The organism is Patescibacteria group bacterium (assembly GCA_034659915.1).
Lineage (GTDB): Bacteria > Patescibacteriota > WWE3 > JAUXAW01 > JAYEID01 > JAYEID01.
Genome location: JAYEID010000010.1, coordinates 46,184 through 68,340, shown reverse-complemented (window position 1 = coordinate 68,340; position 22,157 = coordinate 46,184). Strand labels below are relative to the sequence as shown.

The following is a 22,157-nucleotide window of genomic DNA, read 5'->3' as shown; positions in this document are numbered from 1 at the left end:
TCGTGCGGTGAAGGTACCGGAGGGGGAGAGCAGGGTAGTTTTTAGGTATGAGCCAAGGAGTTTTAAACGTGGGGTAATTGTTTCTATTGTAGGTATTGCGGCGTGGATGGGGTTGGCAGTGTACGAAGTGATTAGTAGTAAGTAGTTAGCATCAAGCATGAAAACAGCTGAACATAGAGCATAAAAGCATAGAACATAGAACATAGAAACAGGAAAACAGCAGAAAGGAGAGACTTGAGACTCGAAACAAGAAACAGAAGATAAGAGATAAAGGATAATTGCTTATTGTTGATTGCTGATAGCAAAACACGGATACCGCATAACGCATAACGTATACCGCGTAACATATAACGCATAACGTCTTACTAAATACTAAATACTAAATACTAAATACTAAATACTAAATACTAAATACGGAGTACGTGTTACCAGACCCTGCCTGCTGGCAGGTCTAGTCTCCAGTTCCTATTTACTTACTACTTGATGCTTGCTACTTACTGCTAAATACTTGTTACTAGTTGGTTTTTGAGTTAACCTTAAAATAATGAAAGAGAACTCTGCCCAGGCAGGTTTTACATTAATAGAGGTATTAGTGGTAGCTATTCTTCTTGGCGTATTTGCTGCTATAGCTACCGATACTTTTTCCAATATAATGAAGGCTCAGAACAAAGTTCGGATTACCAATGAGCTGGAGCAATCTGGCAATTACGCCCTTTCGAAGATGGAGCAGGATATTCGTAATGCGGAAAGCCTTATTTGTTGTGAATCTGGTTTTGGAGAGCAGTGCCAGGTGGGAAGTATGAACAAGAGCATTAAACTTATAGTTGACGGGGTGCCAGTCCTATATTTAATCGAAGATGTAGGAGGTGGAGTTTACGCTCTTGGAAAGAGGGTTGGGGATAGCGAGCCTACTTCACATCTAACTGATACAGATCCATCTTCTGGTGTGTCTATTAATAGGGGCAATACTTCTTTTGTTTGCGCTAGTGATGGCAAAAGAGTTTCTGTTACTTTGGCTTTGGAGCCGGGACCCCAAGCGCCGCTTCGAAGTGAGTTCCAGGGCACGGTGCAATTGCAGACTAGTGCTGTTCTCCGTGGGATTTCTTACTAGTATAGCGAATTGGGATAGCGAATCAGCTACGAATAATTAAGGTATAAATTCTATTTATGCTACAAATTGACTACGAATACTGCGAATTGGGACAGCTAATGAATGCGAATTTAATAATGCGAATTTAATAATGCGAATTAATGCGAATGGGAAAAGAGGAGACTAGAACCTGCAAGGGTAGTACCATACGGTGGTACACCCCAAGGGTCTAGCTTGTATGCCCTTCGTAGCTTTAGGCGGTGTGGGGCCTAGTCCTTGGAGGTCTCGATGGAGATGGTATAGCGAATTAGATAGCAAATCTACTACGAATATTACGAATAGAAAGCATAAAAACATAAAAGCATAGAAACATGAAAACATTGAAACAGGAGACAAGAAGAGAATAGAGGATAGAAGATAAGAGATAAGGGATATTGGATAAGAAATACGAAAACAATTACAAATGACAAATATCAAATTACAAATGCGGAGAGTGGGGTGCTGTACACCGCACGCGGAGGAATACGGATATCTGATCCGCCTTCGCCGTCCGCCGGCTGGCGGAGGCGAATGGCGGACGAGTAACGTATAACGTTTTACAAGTTACTAGTTACCAGTTTCTTCCTTCCCATTCGCGTTAATTTGCAGTATTAAATTAGTATAAATTAGCTATACTAAATACTAGTTACTAGTTACTAATTACTAATTACTAATTACTAATTACTAATTACTAATTACTTACTACTAACTACTTGCTTCTTCTTCTGTTTGCTTCTTAAGTTTTGTTACTAGGATGACAATTATTATGGTGATTAGGATTACTGCTGCTGGTTTGTAGGGGAATGCCCAGAAAGTTATTTTAGCAGTTTCTGTTTCTTCACTACCGGGTTCGCCGTAAGTTAGTGTTGCTTTGGCTCGGTACTTTCCAATTAAGAGGTAACGATCCCAGGTAGTTTCTAGTCTTCGAATGCTTTGGGGAAAGACTCTTGTGGGGCGGATTTTTGCTTCTCCAACTTTGTTATTTAGGAAGTCAAAAACCTCGACTTTTCCAGATGGTCGGTAGTGAACAGTACCTTGGTTTTGGAAGCGAAGTTTAAATTCTACTGGACCAGTGTTTTTAAAGCTGACTGGGAGAAATTCCAAAAGCCTTCCCTCCCAAGAAATGTCACCGGGTACTGTTGCAAATAAGGGAGCAGCCACACCACCCACAGGCTGGACTAGTACGCCTTCTACTTCTTGTTCAGAATCACTTTCGCGGGAATCAATTATTAGCATTGCGTAGTGCCCACCTGGTTCTGCGCTTTGAGGTGATGTGAATGTTACTGTTAAGTTTTGCACTTCTAAAGGTTCTAGGGTTACTTTTTTCGGTTCTACTGAGACCCACTCGGACAAAGAATAGCGTGGGTGTAGTTCTTTCAAGATTCTGTAACTTCCTGTTTCATCATCGACAAAAAAGTCTGAAACCTTGACTGTTACTTCCTGAGTTTCTTCTTTGGAAGGGTTGAAGAGGTTAAAATCTTGACTCATAAACGTCCCGCCTGATTCTAATTCAAATTCCAGCGATGTGGGGGTAAGTTGGATTGCGCTACCGGCGTATAGTTCTTTGGGGCTTGCGTAAAAAAATATAGCAAAAGCTATTAATATTGTACTAAGAATAATAAGAATGTTTTTCATTTTAGGCGTATTTAAATTATACATAGAGCTTCCATTGCTGGCAAGCAAATTTAGTTAAGTGTGGTTTTGAGAAGTGGGGAAGAGGGCTAATTTTAATCTCCGTTGGTTACTGCGTACCAGTAAACTTCGTTTGAATACTCGCCGCTTTTTTGGGTAGTTGCAACATCCAGCTGGTAAACAACATTCATTATTGTGTTGCCAGACGAGTACTCGGCGTAGCAGTTAGCTTCGGTAGCTGTGTCGTAGAAAGTAGAAAAGTTTGCGCCGTCGTTCCAAAGCCCCTCTACTGGAGTTCCATTAAGTGAAAAACCCAGCCCGTTGTGGCTGTAAGTAACAGGTGCGTCTACTGTTCCGTCAAGGTCGGGATCAATAATGGTAGTGCCGTCGTCGGTGTGGGTAAGGTTTTGGTTGTGGGATTGGTAAAGCTTGTAGCCTGTTTCAGAGTTGGTCCAGACTTCAATGTCATTTGTATCTATAACTGGACTGCCGGGGGAAGTTACAGCTAAGTTTATGGTTGTGTCTGTAATGTAGATTTCGATATCAGGAGAAACTGTTGCGTTTACAGTAACAGTACGGGTGCTGGAGGTTTCCGCTGCTTCTGTTAGTGTGGAGTGAGTTCCGCTCCAAGCGCAAAAGACCAACGCTCCGATAAGCACTGTCCACATAAAGACCTTTGCGCTGTGTGGAGATTTTTTAATTTGCTGATTTAAACTCATGGCAGGTTTTTTCTAACTTGTAGTTACACAATAGCAAGCGTTTTAATTGCTGTCAAGTGAAAGGATTGCTCTTGTAGTTGAAGTATTTTTACCCTCCTTCGCAGAAAGTCACGGGCTTGCCCGTGGGGCTCCACAGTCTCTTTTTTTAAAAAGAGCTACTCATATAATACAAGCAAATAATACTTCTTAGACCTTGTTTTGTAAAGGACTGCTTTTCCAAAGCTTACTAGGGCATTTGCCTCTGAGTAACAAGCTAACTATTATTGGTAAGTGTTGTCAAGATTTTGGCGGGTATTAGCCTTCCGCTTACCGCTGTCAGCAACTAACAATCAACAATAAGCAATTATTTCTTCTTTAATTTCACAGGTCTTCCCGTAATTTCTCCCAATTTCAGCCATAGGCTAATTTCTCTCTGCAATCCGCCCTCCGCGTTCCGCTTTCCGCATTCTGCTTAACGTGTCTCCTGTTTCCAGTCCCTTGTTTTTTCTTTCCCTGCCGAGACCTCCGGGGATTCGATTCCGAAACCTACAGGGTGTACCCCGTGTGGTACTGCCCCCGCAGGACTTTCAGGTCCGAGTCCCTGCCTGCCTGTCTTATTCCTAAATCATAAATCAGTTAATCATTGTTTGAATGTTTTCATGTTTTTATGTTCTCGTGATTTTATGCTTACTGCTGACTACTTGCTACTTTTTTTTTGATACAATTTCAAGTATTTATTTGCCTTTTTTGTATCTCCCCAAATTTGTCTGTAGAGCTGAGAAAGTTCTTGGTAGGGTTGCGGTGCTTGGGGGTTTTCTTTAATCGCTTTCTCAAGAATTTTAATGCTTTGTTGGGGGTCTTCTCGTTCTTTTAGGGAAGCAAGATTAAGATAGGGAATTACATATGTGGGGTTTTTTTCTATAGCTTCTTGAAATTCATTTTCAGCTTTTTCAAATTCGCCAAGCTCCCCGTAGAGCTTTCCTAATTTGTTGTGGGTACTTGCGTTGTAAGGAGAGGCTTTTATTGATCTTTTATATTCTTCAATTATTTGTTGATAATTAGTTATTTCATCCTCAGGAAGAAACGGGTTTCCATAGTTGTAAGCTAGAGCTGAGCATAGTTCGGTGTTATTTTCCTTTTTGAGAATAATACTAGCAGTATCGTCCCAGAAAACCACGCACCAGCTGCCGTTATTTACTTTTTCTTTAAGCCCGGGCCATATGTCTTTGGTTGGGAAAATTACCCAGCTTACTTGATATTTTTGGAAAATGCTTTCCCAATTGTTTTCGTCAGTGGCTGCTGCAAGCCACTCTTTGTATATATCTGGAGCAAACATGTCTACTCTCCCATCAATAAATGTTTTATAGTCAGGATAAAGATGCCAAAGCAAAATACTTCCAAAGTTAAAGTGGTTGTACATTTTTCCATTTGGGGGGTTCTGTTTTAGAAATTGGATTGCTTGGGGTGACAAAATATCCCAACGCAAGCCCCAACCTTCCTTTGCTACACTTTTTGTTGCATTGAAGCCTACAGTAGTTATTAACAAGACAAAAAGAGCTTCTAAGATGTACCTTTTTATCCCTCGTAACTTTTCAGTAAGCATGGTGATATTTTTTGAGACCAAGGGAATTAGGATTAGGACGGCAATTACTATATGGCGAAGAGCGGAGATTGCAAGGTAAGCTGAAATTAGTGTCAGAGCTATTTCCCAATGGCTAATTTTTGTGGGCAGGAGGGTTGCAACTAAGATCAGGGCTAACAGACTTATTGCTAGGAAAATTAAAAAGTATTGGGCATTTTCCCAATTGAGAAAGTTGGCAAGAGGTAGCCACTCGAGAATATTCTGTTTTACAGTGTCACTTATTTTAAAAAAGTACTGGTAGATTTTAATACCATAGGGATTTACAAGAGAGGCAAGAATGCTTAAGAAAATAGCAATATTTAACAACTTTGTTTTCTTGCTTTGGATTAGAGGTTGAAAAGACCCTTTTGTTTGGGGAGAGAGAATATCTTCTGAGAGTTCGCTTCCTAGTAAAATAAAGAGAAGAACAAGTCCTAAAGGTAAGCTTGCGTGAGTGTTTGCCCAAAAAAGAATTAATATTGGAGCTAGGAGAATATATTTCGGGTTTTTAATTCGGTAGAGATCAATGGTTAGGAGAAGAAAGGTAAGAAGAAAACCTCCCAAAATGTGGGGTCTAAGCATCCAAGCATTGCTAATAGTAAAAAAGCCTGTGGTTGCGACGGCTGCAAACTGAGGGATTCCCGACTTTAGGATTTTGCTTCTTTTGAAAAGAGCTAGAAATGTTCCTAAGCTTATTGCTAGTCTTAGGCAAGCTAGTGCTATTTCATTTCCTATTGTGTAGGCTAAATAAGTTAGAGCTCCAAAACCCCACCCATGTACTATCCAAGGTCTCCCCCAAGCAGTGTGGGAGAGAAAATCTTGCTGGGGAATGATTTTTCCTTTTACTACAGTTTCTCCCACCCGGAGCCAAAGCCAAATATCGGAATTGGTAAGCGCCTTTATTGAGGTAGCAGCAACTGCAATTAGTGCTAAGCTAAGGAAAACAGCATTTTTTATAATTCTTTTTTTCATAATTACTCCCACCAAAGGCTTATTGGTTTTATCTTACCAGAAGAGTCTATTGTGGAGGGTAGGATATTGTTAAGGTGCCCTCCTCCCGGTAATTGTTGAAAAGTGTGATTTCTTCCAGTAGGAAGTACTACTCCTGGAGTTTTTTGTGTCGCAAAGTTTGTTAGAACTAGACAGGCGGTTGCAATTACTAACAAGGTTTGAACAACCTGATTTGTAATTGTTTTTGGACTTGGAAAATAAAGAAATAGGAAAGGTATGGCGGGCGCAATTAAGCGTCCGGCAGGTGCCACACCTCCGTGCCAGTTGCCAAAAAGGCTGATTCCAAGAATGAATGTGCCTATTATAGTTGGAGGTATAGGGCTATGTTTTTTTTGCACCTTTTTGTTTTTGAGAATATTACCCAAAGGTAAAAGGAGCAAAGGAGCGTGAAGTATAATTCCGTATTCGCGGCCCAAAAATAAGCCAAGCAAACCTTTTAGTGGATTTATTATTCCAGGATGACCAGTTGCAAGCGCAGCTCTCCAGGTTCCATATACTTGTTGATAAAAGCAAAACAGTAGAATGGGGGAAAAGATACTAGTTAATGTTATTGGGTGTTTTAGAACTTTGTAAGTAGCTTTTTTGAGCGATAGGTTATTGTCTTTTTGTACTTTGTATATGCAGTATAAGATAAAAATCCCTGAAATTATCGAGTATTTAGGGTGGAGCCATGGCAGGAATCCCAGTCCTAAGGCAGTAGTAATTACTCCTTTCGTTGTTTGGGGCAGGCATTCCTTTTGAATAACTGTGAAAATATAAAAAATAATTAAAGCTGTTGGTATCTCGTTAAAGCAGAGGAGAGATAGATAGAGTAGGGGAGGGGAAAAAGTTAGCAGGAAGGCAAGGGAAAACCTCTTTGTGTATTTGTAAAAAACAAGGGCTAAGAGAGCTGCGCAAAGATTTATGGTGAGCATAGCTCCCCACTTTCCTAGTATAGCTACTGCGGGAGCAATTAAGAGTGAGAGCCCAATCGGATGGTAGGGGAGAAGGTGCCCATCTTTGGGAATAACGTTGGTGGGATAGAACGCATTTAGGTCTAGCTGATTAGGAGGTGTTTCCCTTATGGCGTATGGTTCTACCTCTTCCTTGTCGTTGAGGTTGTGAATTACAAATTTGTGTGCTTGGTTTTCCAAAAAAATGTCTCTGTCTTGTATTAGGCTTTCAGCAACAAATATGTATTCAGGGGAGTCGCCAGCCCCTATTAATTGATACACTCCTGCTGAAAATTTCCAGCTTAACAGTGCTAATAACACAAATGAAATTAAGAAAATAACCGTCTCTTTCATGTTGTGTTTTATATTACCTGAGGTAGCGAATTAATGCGAATTGATATAGCTAATTTATGCGAATTTAACAGTAGCGAATCTATGCTAATGGGAAGACTGGACCTGCCTGCCGGCAGGCAGGCCTGCCTGCCTGCCGGCAGGGACTCGAACCTAAAAGTCCTGCGGGGTTTCGGAATCGAATCCCCGGAGGTCTTGGTAAAGAAAGAAAAGATTGAAGAGACTGGGAACTCTAAGCTCCAAATAAATACGAAATATTAAATAAGAGATAAGGAATAAGGAATAAGGAATAAGGAATAAGGAATAAAGGGAGGTGGAAAATAATTGCTTATTGTTGATTGTTAATTGCTGATAGCGGATTGCGGATTGCGGAATGCCGAATGCGGTAGGCGGAAAGCGATGAGGATTACGCGCCGAAGGCGCATATTTACGTAGCTTCTGAGCTACACTTTACGTGAGGGTCTTACCCGAACATTTGCTAGTTACCAGTTTCTTCCTTCCCGTTCGCATTAATTCGCCGTATTAAATTAGTATAAATTAGCTATACTAAATACTAGCTACTTACTACTTACTACTTACTACTTACTACTTGCTAGTTACCAGTTACCAATTATAAGACCTATCAAAACACCTTTTTTAGATTTTGTGGTTAGGAAAAAAAAAGGAGACAAAACTACAAAATTTTGAAAATTTACAAACGAAGCTAGTTTTTGACAAGCCCCAACCCTCCATTTACAAACACTAGAGGAAGCTCCCACTTTACATATCAAAAGTGGTTATTTCTCAACTATTTCCAAACCCATTTGTTTTGCTGTACCTTCAATTATCTTTGCCGCAGACTCTAGGTCTCTTGCACTCAGGTCTTTCATCTTCCGTTCTGCAATTTCCTTTAATTGACTTCGTGTGACTGTACCCACCTTTTCTTTGTGCGGCTCGCCAGAACCTTTTTCAATTCCTGCTGCTTTCTTTAGAAGCTCAGAAGCAGGCGGAGTCTTTACAACAAAATCAAAGCTACGATCCTTATAAATAGTTATTACAGCGGGAACCACCACGTCTCCCATGTCCTGGGTACGCTTATTATATTCTTTACAAAAATCCATAAGCGAAACACCGTACTGACCCAAAGCAGGACCAATAGGAGGAGCTGGAGTAGCTTTTCCAGCAGGTATATTAAGTTTTACAACTGCCTCTTTTTCCTTTGGCATTATAGCTAATACTCTACTAATCTAACGAATCTACTACAAATACAACTAATATCCTACAAATACTTACGACTAATCTTCGTACTTTCCCGTAAACAAACTATACGAAGAATTCAAAACTCTGTAAAAATTTAAACCTTCCGGACGACCAAAATTTGCTAAAATACCCAACTTTAAACCTGTAGTACCCAAATACGATTGCACCTGCTTAAAATCTTGTTTACTCATGCGCGGTTTTGCCTTCAGTTCCAAAACTATTAGCCCTTCTACAAGGAAATTCAGAAAATAATACCCTATCTGTTCACCTTGTATTTCCAAATCGGCTTTCAACTCCCGTTTAATATCAAAACCCTTATTAAGGAGGAGCTTTCCTACGGCACGCTGATAATATTTCTCCTTGTAGGAACTTCCTAATTTATTATATACATCAAAAAGTACACCTACGATTTCGTAACTGAGCTCAGGATATATTAAATCCGCCATTATATAGCCAATATTCTACGAAAATCACTAAATTTCTACAAATATTACAAATGAGCTACGAATAATTTATTAGAGATTGGTAACATTCGTAGTAGATTCCTAATAGATTCGCTATACCATCTCTACCAAGACCTTGAGGGACTGCATCCGCAAACCCAAAGGGGTGTACCCAATGTGGTACCGCCCCTAAAGGACTTTCTGGTCTAGTCTCTTCCTTCCCAATTTGTAGTATTCGTAGCCAATTCGTAGCATAAATAGAATTCATACCTTAATTATTCGTAGTAGATTCGCTATAAAGGTTCGACTTGCAAGAAATCTAGGTCTACTGGCGTTTCCCGACCAAATATAGAAACAAGCACCTTTAACCGACCTTTATCCTCATCAATCTCTTGCACTTCACCCACAAAATCTGCGAAGGGGCCATCGTTGATCTTAACACTGTCGCCTTTCTTAAACTTGACATCCACTTTCGGCTGATCTAGCTCCATAAATTGCTTGACCCCCTCCACTTCTTGCTTAGGCAAAGGTATAGGCTTGCCTGAGGCACCAACAAAACCAGTAACGCCAGCTGTATTACGAACAACTGGCCATGTTTCATCGTCCATCACCATGTGCAAAAGTAAGTAACCTGGAAATAACCTTTCTTCCACTTCCTTTCTTTCGCCACCAGAAGCAACAATCTTATCACGCGTGGGAATAAGAATTTCCTCGAACTTTTCCTCCAAGTCTAAAGCTTCCACTTTTTGTCGCAAAGTTTCGGCAACTCTCTTTTCGTGCCCCGAATAGGTATGAACTACATACCACTGGGCTTTATTTTCATCCATCATAGTTAAAATCGAACGCTTTGGTTATGATAAAGGCAAAGAATAAAGAATGCAAGTAGGTTCAACTCTTAGTTACTGCTAGCCGAATGAGTCTACTAAAAATGTAGTCCAAGAATGCAATATACAAACCAATAAAAATAACTACTCCCAAAACTATAGCTGTAAGTTTTATAGCCTCATCTTTCGAAGGCCAAACTACCTTCTTCATCTCCTGCCTTACTTCTTTTAAGAATTTGGTTAGCGAATTCATTGGTATAGCTAATCTACTACGAATAATTAAGGTATAAATACTATTTGTACAACGAATATACTACGAATACTACAAATATATTACAAATACTACTACCCTGAAACATTGTACACAGAACCAAGCAGGTCCTCGTCAAGACACCCCCGACGGGAGTTGGTCTGCCAACTCTGTATTTTCAGGGCCCGCCCCGACGGGAATCGGTCTGCCGATTCTGTATGTCGGGGTGGCAGGGGCACCAGGATTTGAACCCGGACTAATGGTTTTGGAGACCATTGTGCTACCATTAACACCATGCCCCTATCAAAAATTTGCTTAGAACTTCGGGATCCCATACATCTACGTTCCGACTTCTTCGGAACTAGATGTTACTGGGAGAGACCAGTAGTTTACCAATTAGCCTACAGCCCTCAATGAATCATCAAATTCTTCCCAGAATTTGAGCTGATGAATTGAGCCCTGTACCCTACGTGGTATCAGGGCTACTACCCTGCTGCCACGCACCACGTAGGGGCGGTACCACGTTGGGTACGCCCTTTCAGGTGCATGGCACTCATAAGATCTAAACTCGCGAACTCGTTAAGATCTTATGGTGGAGCCGCCTGACGGGTTTGAACCGTCGACCTCCTCCTTACCAAGGAGACGCTCTAGCCAACTGAGCTAAGGCGGCTTAATAAGGCCTAGAAAAATAAACCCCCAACCTTTTTCTAAGCCTACTCTTGCCTAATGATGTTTTCAAAAACTTCTCCCTACGCTTAGCATCTTCCTCCAACAAGCAAGCTTCATAATAAATGAGCTTCAGAGGACGCCTATCCCGTGTAGATTTAACTCGTCCAGCTTTATGATCTTCCAAACGCTGTGGGTCAAATCACTTGTGTAACCTGTATACAAATTGCTATCCCTCTTACTTTCAAGTACATACACAATATACACATAATAAAACTGGTGCCGAGGGAGGGAATCGAACCCCCGAAGTCCTTACGGACGCGAGATTTACAGTCTCGTGCAATAGCCACTATGCGACCTCGGCACACTTGTGTTTGAACACTCTGCCACCCGTGCTCAATGACACCCGGAAAATACAAACTTTGTGCCTTATTTTCCGTTGGTGGAATTAGTCCCGACCTTGTCGGGGCTCAATGAGACTTCAAATTCTTCCGAGAATTTGATCAGTCGAACCTGCCTACCGGCAGGTAGGTTAGTCCCGATTTATCGGGACGACCTACGGTTTATCCCAGCAGTATCTGCAAGCCGATTGGAGCCGGAGAGAGGGATCGAACCTCCAACCTAGTATTTACAAAACACTTGCTCTTCCATTGAGCTACTCCGGCTTGCTAGAACTGCGGGACCCCGAAGTTGTAATCCCGAATATTATTCGGGAAACATACTTCTGGGGCAAAACCCCTGCTCTTCCATTGAGCTACCCAGGCAAAAAACAACTATACCAACACTATTGCTGTACCTAAAAGGAATAACTCAAATCTCGTAACAGCATTATTATACCACAAAACAAAGGTTTCTGCGTATATATTTTTCTAAAAAGTCAAACCTACCCCGTAAAGCTAAGAAGCTTACGGGGTTAGTTCGCACTAGGCTCGTCCCGCCAAAAGCCGCGACTCGCCAAGTGCTCACTAAAAAAACCCTATACCTTACGGTATAGGGTCACTGTTAATCAATCCCTAATTTATATTATTCCTCCCCCGCCAAGCTTAGAAAAGCTTTAGCCTCCTAAACTGGAAGCAAGTGCCGCATAGGAGCAAATCTTGACCCTTGGTAAGTTCAAGTGGGTGCCCGCAGTCCCGACAAGTCGGGACTATATAAGGCTCCCTTTAATATGGGTTGAGGATCCAAGAAAAAGCTCCCTTTTAAGCGTGCACTGCAGGGTAGTTTTAAATTAGCATGGATCGAGTAAATTGTCAATTGGTATAGCGAATCTATGCGAATTAGTATAGCGAATACATTGCAAATAATTAAGGTATGAATCCTATCCATACAGCGAATTGACTACAAATACTACGAATTGTTATAGCGAATGTGTTGCGAATTGGGGTAGCTAATTTATGCTAATTTAATACTGCAAATTAATGCTAATAATTAAGGTATGAATTCTATCTGTATTGCAAATTGGCTACGAATAAAAAGAGACTCGAGACTCGTAACTAGAGATAAGAAATAGAAAATAAAGAATACTAAATACTAGCTACTTACTACTTGCTACTAGTTACTAATTGCCAGCTACTAATTAGGAGAGGGTCTCTAAAGCTATTTCCAGTTCTTTTCTGTATACGGAAAGCGCTTGTTCTGCATTATGTCTAGCCTCTTTTTCCCGAGAAGAAAGTATTTCCAGCATTATTTCCGCGTGCCGAATAAAACGCAAGGCTAGCGAACACCTAACAATATTCCAAAGAATGCTTAATTCCTTTTCACTCTCACTCCCTTCTTGTTCAAAGCTTTCCCAAACCCTACTTTTTAGCTCTTCCTGCCACTGGGAATTTTTCCACCCCAACATCCAAATGAAAACAGGGTCAAAACACCTATTCCCCAAATGTAATATCTCCCAATCAATCACACTAAGTGGACTTTCTTTCTCATTACCAAGCCCAATATTATTGCTCCAGAAAACATTTTTAAGATACAAATCTCCATGAACTAAAACTTTTGTACTGTTATCCAACAAAGAACGATGCAATTTCAAAAGTTGGCGTAGCTTTTCAAAAACAGCGCTTCCAACAGTCTCAGAGCTTTCTCTATAGTGTTTCCAGTCATCTAAATACCAACTAAATCCGTGAGGAGAAAGGGTAGAGAAAAAAGATGTTTCTGAGATTTCACTCGTGAACTTGGATAATGCGAAGAAAAAATTCCCAAATTCCTCACCAATCTCCTCCCCCAGATATTTATCTCTAATCCCAAAATCATAACAAATATCACCCAAGAAACTGCCCTGGGCACATGTGCGCAAGTACCAGGGAGTTTCTCCGTCTCCTCTTTTTAAAAAGCGCGGTGTGTACATTCCAATTTGAGGACTGTCGCGCTCAGTTACCAGCTTTAAAAAACCAACTTCTTTGTAAAAAGCTGTTACCACTCCAGGATCGCCGCGGGCAAAAATTTTCAAAAGAAGAGTCTCCCCCCCTGTTTTGCGACGTGTTTCTAAACTATAGAAACGGCGGCGGGGAGAGTCTGCTCTCTGTAACACATTAACAACCTCTAAATTCTCCTTTTCCAGTAATTTTTGTACCTCGTCAGGTAACTTGTTCATTTGTATACAAAACCAAAAAAAAAGAAAACTAAAACCACTAGCTTGTGAACCAAAAAAAAAGTCACAACCCTTAGTGGTTTTAGAAGAACTATAAACAAGCCTTAATCCTGTGCTTGATTCTTGTAACCTTCAAGTTCTTCTATTCTATCTCGGAGTTGAGCAGCCCTCTCGTACTCTTGCTTCCCTGCCGCTTCTAACATCTCTTTACGGATAGGAACAATCATCGTATCAATCTCTTCGGGAGCAAGATCCGGCAAACCATGATCTGTGCGCATTCGAACAGCCTCATCCTCTTTTTCCGCCATTTCCTCAACTTTTCCTGCACGTTGCCACTCAAAACCTTTGGTAATAATTTTATAATACAGTTCCTGCGCTTCCTTTACCTGCTGAGACGATGCATCTGGAAGAGTTTCTACCACACTCAACAACTCCTTTGCCCCCCGCTCTATCATCTCCAAACTCCACCAAGGTTTAGCAGAGGCCCACCAGTACTGGTCACTATGTAAAGCTTTATCTAAAAGTTTCCTTGCTTTAAACCACCGTTTTTGATTCTCTGTTAATTCACCTTTATCGTGACCAGAAATCCCAAATTCAAAATTACAAGCTCCAAACTCTTCGGAATCGACCATATTACTCCCTTTCCTTTTGGAACTTGGTATTTGTAATTTGGTACTTCCCGACTTATAGTCTGAGTTGTTTACTGCACTAATTGCCAGGTTAGTTAACTTCCACTGCAATTGGTGAATCACGTTATCCGGGTCGTCCCAGCGAGCAAAAGGCTGGTTCTTTTCTAAATCATGACTCATCAACGCCCAAGTAGAAGGGTAGGTATCAACCTCACATCGAGCAGAATACAAATCGAGAAGATCTGAAACAAATACAGGCTCCAGGTCGCTCATTTCTAAAAGATCAAAAAGGAGCTGATCCATCCCTGGTCTGTGGTGACCAAATGTTTCTCCATCCATAGCTGTAAGCAAATACTCACCTTCCCCAAAATTCTTATCTAAAGTTTCCCGCAGCGGTCCAGGAGTAGCTAACTGTCCAGAAAGAATTTTGTAGCTAATTTCCCTGGTTCGGAAAAATATTTTTACATTACAGTTTTCCCTACCCTTAATGTTAGTTCCTGCTACTTCGTAAATTGTAGAGTAGTCAACAGTATTAAACTCATGACTGAGAGAAAGTTCCTCCGCAATAACCCACTCATACCCCAATTTACCCGCTACTTCCGCAATCTTGCGATTATACGCCATCTCAGGCGGAAAAAAACCCTCTGGATTGTAAAAATCGCCCAAATAACGGTGGGTAGTTACATTATTCAAACGCACCTGTCTAATAATCTCATGCTCAGGCAGCTTTGGGAGAAGTGGATGATACTTAGCAGTAGCAGTAAGTTTAATTTGTTCACGGGATAAAAGCTCACGTACGCCAGAAATAACATCTTCATGCCCATATTTGTCCCAGAATTCAAAAAGAAGGGCGTTAATATTAAAAGTAGCTTTAATACCTGGTCTCTCCAAAAAACCTTGAATCAACCGTCGGTAGCACTCTTCAGTTATTCTATCAATCCACTTTTTTGTCTGGGTTGGTGGTTGATAAAAATGAAAAAAATTTGCCCAATACATAATTTAGAAATTACAAATCATAAATTCCAAATATCAAATTTGTTAATTTTTATTAATTAGCAACTAGCAATTAGTAATTAGTAACTGATAATTCGTAAGATGTTATACGGTATACGTTATCCGTTACCCGATATCCGTCCGCTATCCGCGTTCCGCGAACCGCTCTCCGCTTTCTATATCCAAAAGGATTGGTCGGTCCTTCAAGAAAGACCACCCCCAATACTTTTTAGCACTCAGCAATTAGCAATCAACAATAAACAGTTATTGTTTTCATGCCTTCACGTCCTTTCCGTACAACTCTTCCCCGGTGGCGATAATTTTATCATATAAGGTATTAGCCTGAGCAATAACGTTGGGTTCCGCTCCGGGTAAAGCACAAACAACATTTCTCAACATATCAGCACCCTTTTCTACCATTCCCAAATGCCACACATTATCCCCATCTGCCCAAAAATATTGATCGCTGTGAACTGCTTTATCCAACAATTGTCGAGATATAAACCATTGTTTTTTGTTTGGAGATAATGAATCAATAGATTCAATGGCTTCAGCGGATTCAGTGGTATTGTTAAAACTTTCAATCTTAAATTCTGAGTTGTTCACGGCGTTAATTGCTAACTCTGTAAGCTGCCACTGCAATTTGTGAACCTTATTTTGTGGGTTTTCCCAGCGGGGATAGTAAATACTTTGGGGATCAGATCCGCGCTTGCCCCAAGATATTTTTTCCAGCTTAAACCCGGGAGCTGTTGGCAACTGTTTTTTTACCAAATCCGACGCTAAACAAAATGATAACGCATTATCCTCGAACATCTTTTGCAAAAGCTCTAAGCCATCCCTTCGGTGCCAACCAAATGTTTCACCGTCCAATGCTATTACTGGATTGCCTACATCTTTATTTAGAATCTCTTCAACTGAGGAAACCCTGCTAAATGCAAGATCCAAACTTAAGGATTTGTTTCTAAAAACTATTTCCAAACCAAGCCCTTGTGCACGCAAAACATAAAAAGGTTCCTGATCCAGCACTCTCCTATTAGCAAGAGGACTTTCAGAAAGTACCCACTCGTAGCCGCAAAGGTTTACAACATCCAACACATTGGAATCCAGCGCCAACTCTGGTGGAAAAAACCCCCCACCAGGATTAAATCCGGGAAGAAGCTGCATATTAATTCGCTCATTCAGCTTAATTTGCCGATAAATTTCTGATTTGGGTAACTTAAAAAGGAGTGGATGATAAGCAGCAGAACCCAAGAGCTCAATCTGTTCTCGTTCGGAAAGCTTTCGAAACAAGGAAAATATGTCTGAATACTGGCTGTAGTTTTTATGCCAAAGCTCCACTAACGAAGCTGGAATGTTAAAGGAAACTTGTACTGCAGGGTTGGCAATAAGTAGAGACAGTAGCGGTCGGTAACACTGACTGGTAATGCTATCTAAAATGTTGTCATATTGAGTAGGAGGTTGATAAATGTGCAGTATAAGAGCTAGCTTCATAGGAATTTTATTTTAGTGAAGTTCCAAGTCTCTCCTTCGTCTCCTCTTTCTCTACCTCGGCTGGAGGGTATGTAATTTAAAATTGGTAATTCAAAATTTAAAATTTATTCTCTATTCCCTATCTCTTATTCTTTAATTCGTTTATTCCTTGTTTATTTAGAGCTTAGAGTTTAGAATTTCGTATTTCTTCATTTGGAACTTGTTACTTGTAATTTGTTATTTAGCCATCCCAATTCGTAGCATAAATAGGATTTATACCTTAATTATTTGTAGTCTATTGGCCATACTAAACTTCATCCGGAGAAATAACACCTTCCGAAACTAGATCCTGGCGGCGAAAATGAATAGCTTTCTGATAGAGATCTATATATCCCTTGGCACTAGCAGTCCAAGAAAAGTCTGCTTGCATTGCTTGTCTCATTAATCCACGCCATACTTCAGAATAGTGAAATGTTTCATAAGCACGAACTACCTGAGCAAAAAACTCCCACTTGTCATAACCCTTAAAAGTAAAGCCAGTCCCTTTCCCTGTCTTGGAATCAAAGTCTCTTACCGTATCTGCCAAACCCCCGACTTCGCGCGCAATGGGAATTGACCCGTAACGCATTGCTTCCAGCTGAGTTATTCCACACGGCTCAAACTTAGAGGGAAAAAGCATAACATCTGACCCTGAAAAAATAAGGCGAGGAAGTGTAAAGTTAGCCATGGGGTGGATACCAATTTTATCGGGAAAATCTTTCTTCATCTTCTTGAGCGTTTCAATACAGTGCCCATCACCCCCACCTACCTGAACAAACTGGGCATCAAAATTCTTAAGAAAAGGCCAAAAAGTCTTGAAAATAAGATCTAACCCTTTTTGATCTGCCAAGCGACCAACAAACCCTGTTACAAAAATATCTTCATCTTGGGGAAGGTCAAACTCCTCTTGCAAAGCTAATTTATTCTCTACTCTCTTACTTAAAGAACGGATATCATAATTCTCCTCAATTAATTTATCAGTTTTAGGATTAAATTCGTCGTAATCAATTCCGTTTAACACACCAAACAGTTTTGACCGCACTTCTAAAAGAAGCCTATCTAGACCTTCACCATATTCCGGAGTAAGAATCTCCTTGGCGTACGTCTTGGAAACAGTATTTACCACATCTGAATAAATTATGCCCCGGCGCATAAAGTTTTGTTTGGGAAGCCGATCAGAAAAGAAGGGGGCAATAGCACTTCGCCCGTCGTCATAATCCAACTCGCTTACATTACGGTGATCAAACATGCCCTGGTATTGAAGATTATGAATAGTAAAAATAGTAGCAATTCCCTGTAACCGGGGATCGTTTCCGTAGACAGTTCTAAGATAATTCGGTATATGCCCTGTTTCCCAGTCATTACAATGGATTACATGAGGCAGCCAATCCCGGTCTGCTGGAAATCTGGCTCCGTCATTGTGGCGCAAAAACTCTAAAGCACCCCGAGAAAGTAACGCCCAACGAACAGGATCGTCAGAATAACCATAAACATTAGCTCTCTTCTCGTAATACTCCATATTTTCCAAAAAGTACACCGGGGCACCTCCTGGCGCTTGGTGTTTCTTAACATTACACACCAAAACATCTCTCTCACCCCCCTCTACCCCAGTTGGAACCTCCAAACCTTCCAAAACCATTTCCATCTTGTACTTATCCTCATCAATTTGCCCAAATTTTGGCATAAAAACACGCGCATCCACACCTAGACCGCGCAACTCCCTAGAGAGATAACCCAGAACACGCGAAAAACCACCCACATTTGCATAAGGTGTACATTCCGGCGCAACCATTAAAATACGAAGGTCTTCACCTCCCTGCGGAGAAACTATGCTTTGTAGCTGATCCAAAACGCTTGAGGTCATAACAAGCAGGTTACACGCATTATACCCCACACATTAACACTTGACAAATAAGAAGTTTACAGATATGGTAAAAATATAGGCAGAAACTAAGAGGCAGACGCGAAATGCACTTTAAAAACTGGATAACTTCCTGAAATTATAGTTTGGCAACCCATTCAATGCGATTGGACCCAAACTCCTCCCAGTTACAAAAAGTAGGCAGCTGCAAAAAGACAAAACCACACCCCGGTGTGGCTCTAGACAGATCATTGTCCCGGAGTCACCCCGGGGTTATTTTTTTAGTGAGGTTCTGAGAAACCAAGCTGTAAGCGCAGGTTTCTCAGTAAGCCGAACTAACCCCGTACCGTATCCCGACTTGTCGGGATTCTGGTACTGGGGTTCACCAGTGCTAAATTAACTTATCTTTAAACACCAACCAAGGAAATACCACAACTGCCTTAAAAATCCTTCTCCACCTCCATGGTTGCTGAACCAACCGAAAAAGCCACTCCAAACCTATTCTTTGCATCCATACCGGAGCGCGAGGTATATACTTAGAAATGAAATCAAACGCCCCACCCACCCCAACTGCAACAGAAACAGGCAGGCGCTCCAAATTTCTTTCTATCCATTTCTCCTGATAACCATGACCATAGGCAACAAACAATATATCCACTCTTCTGCCTTCTAAAATATTCTTTATTCCCTGAACTGTCTCCTGATCATACTTTTTTTCCCTTTTTCCCTCGTACGTACCCGCAATTTTTAACTGGGGGTATTTTTTCTGCAAAACCTTACCAGACCTTTCCCCTACTCCTTGAAGACCTCCTAGAAAAAATACTGTCCAGCCTTTTCGTGCTGCTTCCCGACAAAGCTTGTCTACCAGATCTGTTCCTGCCACGCGCTGTTTTAAACCAGTACCATAAAAGCGGGAAGCAATAACAACACCCATACCATCAGGAATAGAGAGATCCGCATTGTTTAAAATATCTTTAAATTTTATATCTTTTTGAGCATCAACAATAAACTCGGAATTGGGTGTAACCACATAATGTTTCCCGCTATCCACCACCAATTCCCCTATCTTTTCCACCGCCTCAGATATGGTTACATTGTCAACACGAACACCTAGTATTTTCATGAATTAGTAGCTAGTAGTAAGCATCAAGTAGTAAGTATTTAGTATTTAGTATTTCTTTTTTATTTGGAGCTTCGTATTTCGAATTTCGTATTTATTATCTCTTATCCCTTATCTCTTCTTTATCTATCAGCAATTAACAATCAACAATAAGCAATCAAATTTAATTTCACGCTTCCGAGCGTAATTTCAATTCTGATTAATTTCACTTCCGAAGGAAGTAATTTCTTTCCGTGATTTGCTATTTGTCATTTGTAATTTATTTCTTATCTACTTTCTCAAAAACATTAAGCAATTTCTTCGCAGAACTCTCCCAACTAAAGTCACCTACTCGCTGCAGCCCTTTTTCAATTAATTTTTCTCTCAAATCCACATCAGTTAACACCTTATACAAACCAGAAGCAATACTTTCAACATCCTGTGGATCAACATAAAAAGCAGCATCTCCCCCTACCTCCGGCAGGCTGGAAACGCGAGATGTGACTACAGAGGTTCCCGCAGCCATAGCTTCCAAAACAGGTAACCCAAACCCTTCCAAAAGGCTAGGAAACGCTACACACTCTGCCTCCTGATACAGGAGAGGTAAATCTTCATCTGGTACGCGCCCCAAAAAGTTAACCCAACTACCAACCTTGTATTTCTGAGGAGCTAAATATACCTCGTCTGCGAGCCACCCCCGCTTCCCTGCCAACACTAGGCTTAAATTTGCCAACTTCTCATCAGAACGCTGCTTTAACCTTGAAAAAGCTGCAATTAGCCTTTCCAAATTTTTGCGGGGTTGGATGGTACCCACAAAAAGGATAAAAGGTTTTTTAACATTATATTTAGAAAAAGTAGCTTTTTTCTCGACACTGGAGTATGTTTTTTGGAACCGGGGAACATCAACGCCTTCATAAATCACACTCACCTTCGCGGGAGAAACATTGTACTTTTCTACCAAAGCTTCTTTAGTAGAACTAGAAACAGCAATTATACGAGTAGCTTGCTTAGCTGCAATGCGCGGAAACAGCCTCAAAAAATATTTTTTTAGAAATTTTTGGTATTCAGGAAGAAAATCAAAACCCAGATCGTGAAAAGTAACTACTGTTTTAAGGGAAGGATCCCTTATTAGAGGCAAAGTGGGATAAGACATAAACAGCAAGTCTAATTCACCTAAAAAAGTTTCTTTAGCTAAAGCACCATGCGTCCACAAAAAAGAAGTCTCCAAAACTTTATAAGAAAAATCGGAATTCCTAGCAAAAATTGTTTCTTTGACCTGGTCCGAAGGATTCTTACGAAAGAAAAAAATGTAACTGTTGTCTGAATCACACGCAGCAAGGGCTTGAGCCAAGCAATAAGAGTAGTTACCAGTGCCAGCTTTTTGGGGTGCTGTGATCTGGCTAGCATCAAATCCAATTTTCATAGATTAGTAATTAGTAGCTAACAATTAGTATTTAGTATTTAGTATTTAGTATTTAGTATTTAGTATTTATTTGGGGGGGCTTCGCCCACCCTCGACCCACTGCTTCAGCACGGCTAGCGGATATGTAATTTAAAATTTAGCCTTTATTTTCTATTTCTTATCTCCTATTACGAGTCTCCAGTCTCCTCTTTACTGTTTACCGCACTGTAAGATTTTTCCTAAAAACTTCAATATTTTCTATTGCCTTTGCGCAACCTCGAACTACACAAAAGATGGGATCGTCAGCAACATGCGCTGGAACACCAGTCTCCTTGGTAAGAAATTTGTCCAAATTTCTTAGTGTTCCCGTACCTCCTGACATTGTCATACCCCTATCCACCACATCACTTGCCAGCTCCGGAGGTATTTTCTCTAACACCCGGCGAACAGATTGGGTCATCTCAGAAAGAGGTCTTCTCAAAGCTTTGGTAATCTCGTGCGAACTAATATTCACTGTGCGCGGAAGGCCAGAAATACTATCCCTGCCACGTACATCCTTACGCAAACCTTCCTCCAAAGGAGTTGCAGATCCTATCTCTATCTTTATCTGCTCCGCAGTTTGTTCCCCCACACTAAGATTATATTCTCGCCGCAAATGTTGGACAATACTTGCGTCTAAACTATTTCCACCCACCCGTAAACTGTTCTGAGCAACAATACCTCCTAGCGAAACCATAGCAACCTCTGTTGTCCCTCCACCAGAGTTAATAATCATATTCCCCCGCGCTTCTGAAATCGGAATTCCCGCACCAATAGCAGCTGCTAAAGGTTCAGGAATCAAATATGCTTTTCTAGCACCAGCTGAGAGAGTAGCATCCAACACTGCTCGCGACTCCACCGAAGTAACACCAGCAGGTACAGAAACCATAACCACAGGTCGGGCAAACCTTGAAGGACCAGTAGCTTTATCAATAAAATATTTTAAAAGCGCTTCAGTCGCAGCATAATCAGCAATCACCCCATCTCTCATTGGGCGATTGGCACTTATATTGGTAGGAGTTCTGCCCAACATCTCTTTTGCAGCTCCCCCTACAGCCACAACCTTTCTGTCATCCACAGTAACCGCTACCACCGTGGGTTCATTCAAAATAATTCCCTCCCCTGCTTTATAAACAACAGAGTTTGCTGTACCTAAATCAATAGCAATTTTCTTACTTAAAACACTCATTGTTCCGCAAGTAGTTTATCATAAAAATAAGCTACCTAACGAGAGGGTAGAAG

General features: G+C 40.9%; 16 protein-coding genes and 4 tRNA genes. 1 reads left to right on the top strand and 19 read right to left on the bottom strand.

The genetic code is table 11. From position 1 onward, the window contains the following. The first annotated feature begins 544 nt into the window (after positions 1-544). The gene (locus U9M98_01395; GenBank protein ID MEA2020352.1) at positions 545-1,111 is read left to right on the top strand and encodes a type II secretion system protein; all 567 of its coding nucleotides are present in this window, start codon (positions 545-547) and stop codon (positions 1,109-1,111) included. A 723-nt stretch (positions 1,112-1,834) separates the two neighbouring features. On the opposite strand, the gene U9M98_01390 is transcribed toward U9M98_01395, so the two are convergent. From U9M98_01390 to U9M98_01300, 19 genes are all read right to left on the bottom strand, one after another. Next, positions 1,835-2,764 (bottom strand): hypothetical protein, encoded by a 930-nt coding sequence (locus U9M98_01390; GenBank protein ID MEA2020351.1) that lies wholly within the window; start codon positions 2,762-2,764, stop codon positions 1,835-1,837. 92 nt (positions 2,765-2,856) lie between these two features. After that, positions 2,857-3,480, bottom strand: a complete 624-nt coding sequence (locus U9M98_01385; GenBank protein MEA2020350.1) for a hypothetical protein — start codon at positions 3,478-3,480, stop codon at positions 2,857-2,859. A 676-nt stretch (positions 3,481-4,156) separates the two neighbouring features. After that, entirely contained in the window at positions 4,157-6,052 is a 1,896-nt protein-coding gene (locus tag U9M98_01380) for a tetratricopeptide repeat protein (protein ID MEA2020349.1), read from the bottom strand. A gap of 2 nt (positions 6,053-6,054) precedes the next feature. Then, positions 6,055-7,377 carry a hypothetical protein gene (locus U9M98_01375; GenBank protein ID MEA2020348.1) on the bottom strand — a complete coding sequence of 441 codons (1,323 nt, stop codon included), beginning with the start codon at positions 7,375-7,377 and terminating at the stop codon, positions 6,055-6,057. 773 nt (positions 7,378-8,150) lie between these two features. Next, positions 8,151-8,579 (bottom strand): 50S ribosomal protein L11, encoded by a 429-nt coding sequence (gene rplK / locus U9M98_01370; protein MEA2020347.1) that lies wholly within the window; start codon positions 8,577-8,579, stop codon positions 8,151-8,153. A 69-nt stretch (positions 8,580-8,648) separates the two neighbouring features. Further along, entirely contained in the window at positions 8,649-9,059 is a 411-nt protein-coding gene (locus U9M98_01365; GenBank protein ID MEA2020346.1) for a GxxExxY protein, read from the bottom strand. A gap of 290 nt (positions 9,060-9,349) precedes the next feature. Beyond that, a complete protein-coding gene (gene nusG / locus U9M98_01360; GenBank protein MEA2020345.1) occupies positions 9,350-9,886 on the bottom strand; it encodes a transcription termination/antitermination protein NusG in 537 nt (178 codons plus the stop codon). A 58-nt stretch (positions 9,887-9,944) separates the two neighbouring features. Continuing rightward, on the bottom strand, positions 9,945-10,133 hold the full coding sequence (gene secE / locus U9M98_01355) for a preprotein translocase subunit SecE (GenBank protein ID MEA2020344.1): 189 nt from the start codon (positions 10,131-10,133) through the stop codon (positions 9,945-9,947). A 224-nt stretch (positions 10,134-10,357) separates the two neighbouring features. Continuing rightward, a tRNA-Trp gene (locus tag U9M98_01350) sits at positions 10,358-10,432 on the bottom strand. Positions 10,433-10,723: 291 nt separating this feature from the next. Beyond that, positions 10,724-10,800: transfer RNA gene (locus U9M98_01345), tRNA-Thr, on the bottom strand. A gap of 273 nt (positions 10,801-11,073) precedes the next feature. Beyond that, a tRNA-Tyr gene (locus tag U9M98_01340) sits at positions 11,074-11,160 on the bottom strand. Between the two features lie 226 nt (positions 11,161-11,386). Continuing rightward, positions 11,387-11,461: transfer RNA gene (locus U9M98_01335), tRNA-Thr, on the bottom strand. A 911-nt stretch (positions 11,462-12,372) separates the two neighbouring features. After that, the gene (locus U9M98_01330) at positions 12,373-13,386 is read right to left on the bottom strand and encodes an aminoglycoside phosphotransferase family protein (protein ID MEA2020343.1); all 1,014 of its coding nucleotides are present in this window, start codon (positions 13,384-13,386) and stop codon (positions 12,373-12,375) included. Between the two features lie 101 nt (positions 13,387-13,487). Continuing rightward, positions 13,488-15,008 (bottom strand): UvrB/UvrC motif-containing protein, encoded by a 1,521-nt coding sequence (locus U9M98_01325; GenBank protein ID MEA2020342.1) that lies wholly within the window; start codon positions 15,006-15,008, stop codon positions 13,488-13,490. Positions 15,009-15,278: 270 nt separating this feature from the next. Beyond that, positions 15,279-16,496, bottom strand: a complete 1,218-nt coding sequence (locus U9M98_01320) for a hypothetical protein (GenBank protein MEA2020341.1) — start codon at positions 16,494-16,496, stop codon at positions 15,279-15,281. Between the two features lie 286 nt (positions 16,497-16,782). Beyond that, complete coding sequence (locus tag U9M98_01315) at positions 16,783-18,378, bottom strand: glycogen/starch synthase (protein ID MEA2020340.1); 1,596 nt, start codon at positions 18,376-18,378, stop codon at positions 16,783-16,785. Positions 18,379-18,766: 388 nt separating this feature from the next. Further along, a complete protein-coding gene (locus tag U9M98_01310; GenBank protein MEA2020339.1) occupies positions 18,767-19,498 on the bottom strand; it encodes a WecB/TagA/CpsF family glycosyltransferase in 732 nt (243 codons plus the stop codon). Between the two features lie 256 nt (positions 19,499-19,754). Next, entirely contained in the window at positions 19,755-20,897 is a 1,143-nt protein-coding gene (locus U9M98_01305) for a glycosyltransferase family 1 protein (GenBank protein MEA2020338.1), read from the bottom strand. A 196-nt stretch (positions 20,898-21,093) separates the two neighbouring features. Beyond that, on the bottom strand, positions 21,094-22,104 hold the full coding sequence (locus U9M98_01300) for a rod shape-determining protein (GenBank protein ID MEA2020337.1): 1,011 nt from the start codon (positions 22,102-22,104) through the stop codon (positions 21,094-21,096). Positions 22,105-22,157 lie beyond the last annotated feature (53 nt).

Excerpts from the sequence above, each read along its gene's own strand:
- U9M98_01390 (MEA2020351.1), bottom strand. The coding sequence starts at position 2,764 with ATGAAAAACATTCTTATTATTCTTAGTACAATATTAATAGCTTTTGCT.
- U9M98_01385 (MEA2020350.1), bottom strand. The coding sequence starts at position 3,480 with ATGAGTTTAAATCAGCAAATTAAAAAATCTCCACACAGCGCAAAGGTC.
- U9M98_01300 (MEA2020337.1), bottom strand. The coding sequence starts at position 22,104 with ATGAGTGTTTTAAGTAAGAAAATTGCTATTGATTTAGGTACAGCAAAC.
- U9M98_01330 (MEA2020343.1), bottom strand. The coding sequence starts at position 13,386 with ATGAACAAGTTACCTGACGAGGTACAAAAATTACTGGAAAAGGAGAAT.
- U9M98_01315 (MEA2020340.1), bottom strand. The coding sequence starts at position 18,378 with ATGACCTCAAGCGTTTTGGATCAGCTACAAAGCATAGTTTCTCCGCAG.
- nusG (MEA2020345.1), bottom strand. The coding sequence starts at position 9,886 with ATGATGGATGAAAATAAAGCCCAGTGGTATGTAGTTCATACCTATTCG.
- U9M98_01325 (MEA2020342.1), bottom strand. The coding sequence starts at position 15,008 with ATGTATTGGGCAAATTTTTTTCATTTTTATCAACCACCAACCCAGACA.
- rplK (MEA2020347.1), bottom strand. The coding sequence starts at position 8,579 with ATGCCAAAGGAAAAAGAGGCAGTTGTAAAACTTAATATACCTGCTGGA.
- U9M98_01320 (MEA2020341.1), bottom strand. The coding sequence starts at position 16,496 with ATGAAGCTAGCTCTTATACTGCACATTTATCAACCTCCTACTCAATAT.
- U9M98_01310 (MEA2020339.1), bottom strand. The coding sequence starts at position 19,498 with ATGAAAATACTAGGTGTTCGTGTTGACAATGTAACCATATCTGAGGCG.
- U9M98_01375 (MEA2020348.1), bottom strand. The coding sequence starts at position 7,377 with ATGAAAGAGACGGTTATTTTCTTAATTTCATTTGTGTTATTAGCACTG.
- U9M98_01380 (MEA2020349.1), bottom strand. The coding sequence starts at position 6,052 with ATGAAAAAAAGAATTATAAAAAATGCTGTTTTCCTTAGCTTAGCACTA.
- U9M98_01365 (MEA2020346.1), bottom strand. The coding sequence starts at position 9,059 with ATGGCGGATTTAATATATCCTGAGCTCAGTTACGAAATCGTAGGTGTA.
- U9M98_01305 (MEA2020338.1), bottom strand. The coding sequence starts at position 20,897 with ATGAAAATTGGATTTGATGCTAGCCAGATCACAGCACCCCAAAAAGCT.
- U9M98_01395 (MEA2020352.1), top strand. The coding sequence starts at position 545 with ATGAAAGAGAACTCTGCCCAGGCAGGTTTTACATTAATAGAGGTATTA.
- secE (MEA2020344.1), bottom strand. The coding sequence starts at position 10,133 with ATGAATTCGCTAACCAAATTCTTAAAAGAAGTAAGGCAGGAGATGAAG.